The 6,512-nt window shown below is 34.4% G+C and carries 4 protein-coding genes; all 4 read right to left on the minus strand.

Annotation, left to right across the window (positions count from 1 at the left end; genetic code table 11):
* Nucleotides 1-598 precede the first annotated feature (598 nt).
* The gene (locus tag AC6HVZ_RS19245) at nt 599-1,117 is read right to left on the minus strand and encodes a hypothetical protein (protein WP_497559752.1); all 519 of its coding nucleotides are present in this window, start codon (nt 1,115-1,117) and stop codon (nt 599-601) included.
* Nucleotides 1,118-1,457: 340 nt separating this feature from the next.
* The gene (locus AC6HVZ_RS19250) at nt 1,458-2,174 is read right to left on the minus strand and encodes a M48 family metallopeptidase (protein WP_497559753.1); all 717 of its coding nucleotides are present in this window, start codon (nt 2,172-2,174) and stop codon (nt 1,458-1,460) included.
* 12 nt (nt 2,175-2,186) lie between these two features.
* Nucleotides 2,187-5,342, minus strand: coding sequence for a type I restriction endonuclease subunit R (locus tag AC6HVZ_RS19255; RefSeq protein WP_497559754.1), 3,156 nt, complete (start codon nt 5,340-5,342; stop codon nt 2,187-2,189).
* Between the two features lie 12 nt (nt 5,343-5,354).
* Nucleotides 5,355-6,512, minus strand: a 1,158-nt coding sequence (locus AC6HVZ_RS19260; RefSeq protein WP_497559755.1) for a restriction endonuclease subunit S, incomplete at its 5' end; no start/stop codon positions are given.

Genomic DNA, 6,512 nt, shown 5'->3' on the forward strand with positions numbered 1-6,512 from the left:
GGCTGTAAATCACATGCCACGTCAATGCTGCTGACCTTTCATCCGTCATAGTTCGTGACTGCCAACAGTTAATTCCTTCGATGTAAAGAAAGTGAGAAAGAATAATAGTGCCTAAAAGTCGATTACCCTATGAAGTGTGGTTTAGAAATGTCCGTCCAATTGTCTGGAATCGAGATAAGAGGAAGTGTGTCCAGTGTAATAAAAGTGTTTCTCTTAATAAATGTCATATAGATCATATAAAAGCTGGTATTGTGGCAACGAATAAATTATCAGAACTGAGAACTTTGTGTAAAAAATGTCATGCACTTAGGACTTGCTTTTTACATAGGGGTCTAAGTGCTAGAGGAGTTGAAGAAGGAATTATACCACCTAAATGGAGGCATTTGACTTGGGATGAAGATATATAGTTTTTCGAAACTAGTTTTCTAGTCTGGTCAAGAATTGTACCGTCTTGACCACTGATGAGAACTTGGTACAACAGATTTAGAATCTGAATACGGTCAGGTCCGGTATGGTCGAGTGGGGTGTGGTACTGTTCGGTAAGGTTTAGTTAGGTGTAGTATGGAATAAAGATAAGGGGCTTGTTGTAACAGGCCCCTTACTTATTAAAATACTTCTCTACTTGATTTAGATTTTTAATAAACCTTTCTATATCGTTTAGGAAATCTTCCTCCAAGAAGGATAAGGCTCCTACCTCTGTATAAATTCCAGAACAAAGTTTAATTGTTTGTAAGGAATCCTTTAATTCGGTAAAATTTACATGGACTTTATATGGAATATCCTTTATATCAATCTTATCAAGTTCTTGCGAAACAAAGTAAAACATTTTATTCAACACTTCTAACTCATTTTCATGATATTCTGTATCCCCTACAACAATTTCTTTAAATCTTGAAGAATATTCTTTTACTAAATTGAGGTTTCTCTTAATTCCAATATACACTTTCTCATAATGTTGTTTTTGAGATAATGTTGCGCTCCTTTTTTCTAGCTTGAATACAATTAGTGAGATCATCCCTGTTATTAAAGCACCTAGTAAAGCACCGGTAAAGCTGGGATTTAAAAATAGTTGGGTAAAATAATCTCCTGCACTACTAATAATTGAGTTGTATAACATGATTTATCAGGTCCTTTTTAGAAATATATCCTAGTTTTTTGATATGAAAATAGACGATCAATTTAAAAATCGCCTTGTTATACTCTTGCACCAGTTAGATTAGTATAAATGAAAATATTTCAAGAAAACGAATAATAAATTGCAAAATCTAGTTTTCATCTTTTTTTAAAACATTTCTTAATCCAAATCCAATTAGTATTCCTATAAAGCCAGCAATACTAAAATCAACAATGCCCTCCCAATCCAGGTGATTGCATAATTCCCCCTGCCTTTCACTCCAAATTTATTATAAAAATGAATATTAATAGGGTTTCCATCTTTCAGGAAACCCCTCAACAAATTACAAATCCATCCTTACCCCAAAATTCTTCAACCATTCCTTCCGCCACTCATAATCCGGCATGACAGAAGAAAGTAGATCCCAGAATTCCTTAGAATGGTTCAAATAAAACATATGACACATTTCATGTACAACTATATAATCTAAGACGCTTGACGGCGCCATTACGCAACGCCAATTAAAAAGCAGTTCATTCTTGGATGTACAACTTGCCCAACGCTTATGTTGTTCCTTTACCTTTATAGCATTGGGGGTTTTTTTAAAGAAATGTTGATAATAACTTGCTTTTTCCAATACCTTTTCAAGCGTCTTTTCCCTGTACCATTTCTCTAACGATGTTTTTAATTGTTCTTGATTCATATCGGGTGTTGTTATATAAAATTTCCCTTGAAAGAGTTTCACAATCGGTTCCTTTATTTTCTCATCCCTAATAAGTTGCAAGGAATAATTACGTCCAAGGTACATAAAAGATTCGCCATTGACTAGTTCTCTATTAATTTTTTGATACTCCATATCTTTAAATAGAAATAACTTCTGTACAATCCATTGTGCTTTCTTTTTCACCTTTTGGTCAATCACTTCTTCAGTTGTATCTATGGGTGCTACTACATTTACAATGTTTGGCGGTTCAACACTAATTTCTAAGGATTTGCGTTCACGAAACTCTACCGAAAATTCAATTGTCCTTGTACCATATTCAATAGAACGGATTATCATTTTTCTAACCTCTTATTCTCTTGTTGCAAAGTGTTTTTTCGCTAATTGTAAAAGAGGACCTACTAGTTGTTTCCTTACTTCTAACTTGATTTTCTTAAAATACTTAGTCGTTAACATCATAAAGATAGACCGTTCAATATCCGCTGTCTTAGATGGATTAGTAGTCCAGTCAACCACCCATGTACTAGCCACAATATCAGCAACGTTCTGAGCTATTTCTTTTGAAAGATCAATAATATCTTGGCTAATGTAAATTTCTGAGGGTTCCTTGATTTGACCTGCTTGTGAAATCTCTTCAGGATCGAGAAGGTGTTTTTTAACTACCTCGAAAAAGGCATACTCTTTCTTGGATAATCCTAATGCTTCTGCTTCTTCAGTCTCACCTGTTTTTACATCTTTATTAATAAAGTCTTCTAATTGTTTCTTTCTCTCTTCCCAGTTATTCTTTGTCTCTTCCAGAATCTGTTGAAGTTTTTCTAATAAGGATGTGTAATAAACAGGATTGTCATCCATCTTAACACTGATTACGTGTTTAACAGCGTGTTCCATGCTAGAAGCTATTGCCTCATCTGATTTTAAAGTTTCAAGTTTTGCTTGATAATCTGGATCAAACAAAGTAATTGGTTTTATCCATTGTTGAACACCTTGAGAAGTTAAATGTTCGTTTATTATCTTACGCACCTTTTCACCACAGTCAGCTATGTCTAACTTTATATCTGGTTCAAATCTAGCCTTAGCTGCTGCACGGATATAAGAAAGCCACTTTAAATCATTCGTATTATTAGTAGATACATGACCGGGCATAAGTTGCTCCATCGTTCCTGCAAATCGTTTATAAGCAAGTTCAAATTCTGCTCTTTTATCTTCAGGTTCCAATTTTTTTACTAGTTTGTCTAAGTTATCTTTTTCAATACCTTTAAACATACCCATAACAGCTTCACGATACGATAACATCTGTTTATGAACACCGTCTAATGACTCCATTGGTTCGCCCAAGTCTTCTTTATCAAAAACCTTTAAGGCTTCTTCTAAATGGTTGGATATACCATAGTAGTCTACTACATAGCCACACTTCTTTTTATCCCCATATGTGCGATTGACACGAGCAATAGCTTGAAGAAGATTATGTTCCTTTAAAGGTCTATCTAAGTACATAACTTGTTCAACAGGAGCATCAAACCCAGTTAGCAGCATATCTTTTACAATAATAAAACATAACTTACTCTCCGAAATTGGTTTCGTAAATTTCTTTATGATCTCTTCCTGTTCTGCTTTTGTTGTAAAATGCTCTTTTAAATGCGGTGGATCATTAAGATTTCCCGAAAAGATAACTTTAACATCTAAATCTTCACCCATAATTTCTTTCATATGTTTCTTTAACGCATTGTAGTATTTAACTACTGCTTCACGGGATACACATACTATTTGAGCTTTAAATCCATTTGGATAGATAGATTCTTTATAGTGTCGCAGCATGTCTTGTGCGATATCATCTACCCTTTCATCAGCCTCAACAATAGCCTTTTTATCCGCATACTTTTGCTTAATTGCTTCCTTTTCTTCATCAGTACGATCTTGAAAAGCCTCGTCAAATAATTGCTCCAACGTATCGGATTTCACCTGTAAATCTGGTCTACGGCCTTCATAGACAATTCGAACGGTAGCACCATCGTTAACCGCTTCTTGAATGCCATACTTATCAATATATGATCCAAATGTACGTGGTGTTGACTTATCCTCTTTCTCAATCGGAGTACCAGTAAAACCAATAAATGCCGCATTCGGTAAAGCATGACGCATATTTCGTGCAAAACCTTTATACTGACTACGATGTGCTTCATCAGCCATAACAATTACATTTGATTTTAATGTGAGAACTGGAAACTCTTTTTCAAGAACCAAAGCCGATTGCTGTGATGTATCGTTTAACATTTCCTGCTCTTCGTCATCACTTTGAAACTTATGTATTGTAGTCATAATAATTTGTGGTTGTGCATTTGAAAGCAATTCCTTCATTACACTAACTTTATCTGCTCGTACTGGTGTTGTAATGGTAGACAAAGTTCTAAGGAATGTTTGATAGATTTGCTTGTCTAAATCCACACGGTCTGTTACAACGACAATGGTAGCATCTGACAACTCTTGTATTCGCCTAATCTTCCTAGCTAGAAAAACCATAGTAAGTGATTTACCGGAACCTTGTGTATGCCAAATAACACCACCACGAGAAACCGAATCTCTTCCATAGATTAACCGATCAAGTGCTTTATTTACTGCACGGAATTGCTGATATCTACAAACCTTCTTGATTTTTTTCGAAGATGTCGTATCCACTTCAAATAATAAGAAGTTTTGAAGAATGTCTAACAAGTTATTTTTCTCCAATATCCCCTGCAAGAAAACATTTTGACCGTTATTTCCTACATCTTCAATTTGTTCCTTAGTGTACGGATATGGATCTTTCCATTCTACATAATGAGTATATTGAGAACTTATAGTACCAATATAAGCTCTATATTTATTCAAAATCCCTGTGAAAAAGTTTGTATAGAATAAGCGAGGCGCACCTTCTATACGATCTGAATCTCTTAAATCCATGTAACGACGTAGCTGGTCAAAGGCAGCCTTCTTTCCGATATTTTCATTCTTACCCTTTTCAAGAAAAGGAGATTTACATTCTAGAACAACAACTGGAATTCCATTAATAAAGATTACAATATCAGGAATGATTTTTTCATTAGGTCCTTGAATGACAAACTGCCTTGTTACTAAGAACTCATTATTCTCAACATTTTCCCAATCAATAAACTTTACAGTGTGAAAATTCTTTTTTCCTGAACCATCTAGATCTTGATCAACGGCATATTTGAGATTTACAAGTGCATCATAAATTCGTTCGTTAATTTCTAACAAATTAGTGCCGAGCTGGTCAGCCCTTGATAAAAAGCGAATTACTTTGTTAAGATTCGATTCATTTATCCAAGGGTTAAATCGTTGAATCGATTTTTTTAATCGCTGAATAAGAATCACTTCATTCAATGATTCTCGTTCGTTATGTTCTGGTGTTAATTTTTCACCATGAACAAACTCATAATCAAGCTTGTTTTGAAGATAATCTATGGCGGGTAACTCAACAAGCGTCTCTTCGTTTCCTAGATAAGTAGCCATAATAATCCCCCGTTATACTTTCACGCGAATTTTTCCAGTAAGAAGATTTTGTACTAAGCCATTCTTTAGACTTACTAAGCTTTCTTTATGTTTACTATATTGTTCAATTTGCTCATCAATCGATTGAAGTATAGAAGCTATTTTTTGCTGTTCATTTATTGGAGGTAAAGCAAATGGTATCATCTTAAATTCACTAGCCCCTACAATATTCTTTAAGGTTGTTCCATGAGATTTACCTGTCATTTGCTTATACATATACTCTGAGCTAAGTAGCTGTATGGCAAAATCTGATAGTAAAATATCTTCGTTTATCCTTAACCTTAGAAGAGCTTGATTTATTATACCCTTGGGGTAGGTATCATCTATGCGCGTTATTTTTCCAATAGTTCCTGAACAACTTATTATGAAATCTCCTGCATCTACTGAAAAATTAACCATTTCCTTAAATTTCTCTTCTGTAATAAAATATCGGAAGTTTTTGTTCCCTTCAACAATTGCGTGTTGCTGTTCATAAACTGGATAGCCACTTGTAACAAACACTTCTTTCTTTAAAGCTCCACCAAATGGCCCCCTTCTATATCCATTCTTTTTTTGCAAAACATCTTCTAAATATACAACTTCCCAACTGGTCGGTATCTCCCCAAGTTCTGTATTCTTAAATTCTGTATGTTTTATTCCCTTCGTAAGTAACTCTTGAATTAATCCTTTTTTCAATTTCACTGTTTTTTCTATTATCTGGTCAGCTTGTTCAATTTGTTCATCAACTGCAGAAAGTATTTTTTCTATTTTTTTCTGTTCTTCTAATGGAGGAATTGCTATTGGTAAAGCTCGTAATGCATTTAAACCAATTCTCAATCTAGTAGTTCCTGTGCTTTGCGCTTCTGCATTTCGTCTAAAATACTTACTATTAATAGCATACATTACAAACTTAGTGTTAAAACGCTCTTTATCAATTACTAACCTTATTCCATCTGATGCCATTACATACCTATCTTCAAGTGAAGGGATTATACACGCTCTAGCAACTGGATCAGCCATCTTTGCGATAATAATATCATTAGGATATATATTACAATTGGATAATTCATCAGCCTTTTCTTTAGCCCGAGTTTGGTGGTAATTATTGCCAATTATTGACATATCAAGGGTCAGAGGCATGTAAAAAAGAGC

It is taken from the genome of Oceanobacillus sp. NCCP-135 (assembly GCF_059698015.1).

What these genes read in the sequence shown, in the direction of transcription:
- AC6HVZ_RS19245 (WP_497559752.1), bottom strand. Translation starts at nt 1,117, where the DNA reads ATGTTATACAACTCAATTATTAGTAGTGCAGGAGATTATTTTACCCAA.
- AC6HVZ_RS19250 (WP_497559753.1), bottom strand. Translation starts at nt 2,174, where the DNA reads ATGATAATCCGTTCTATTGAATATGGTACAAGGACAATTGAATTTTCG.
- AC6HVZ_RS19255 (WP_497559754.1), bottom strand. Translation starts at nt 5,342, where the DNA reads ATGGCTACTTATCTAGGAAACGAAGAGACGCTTGTTGAGTTACCCGCC.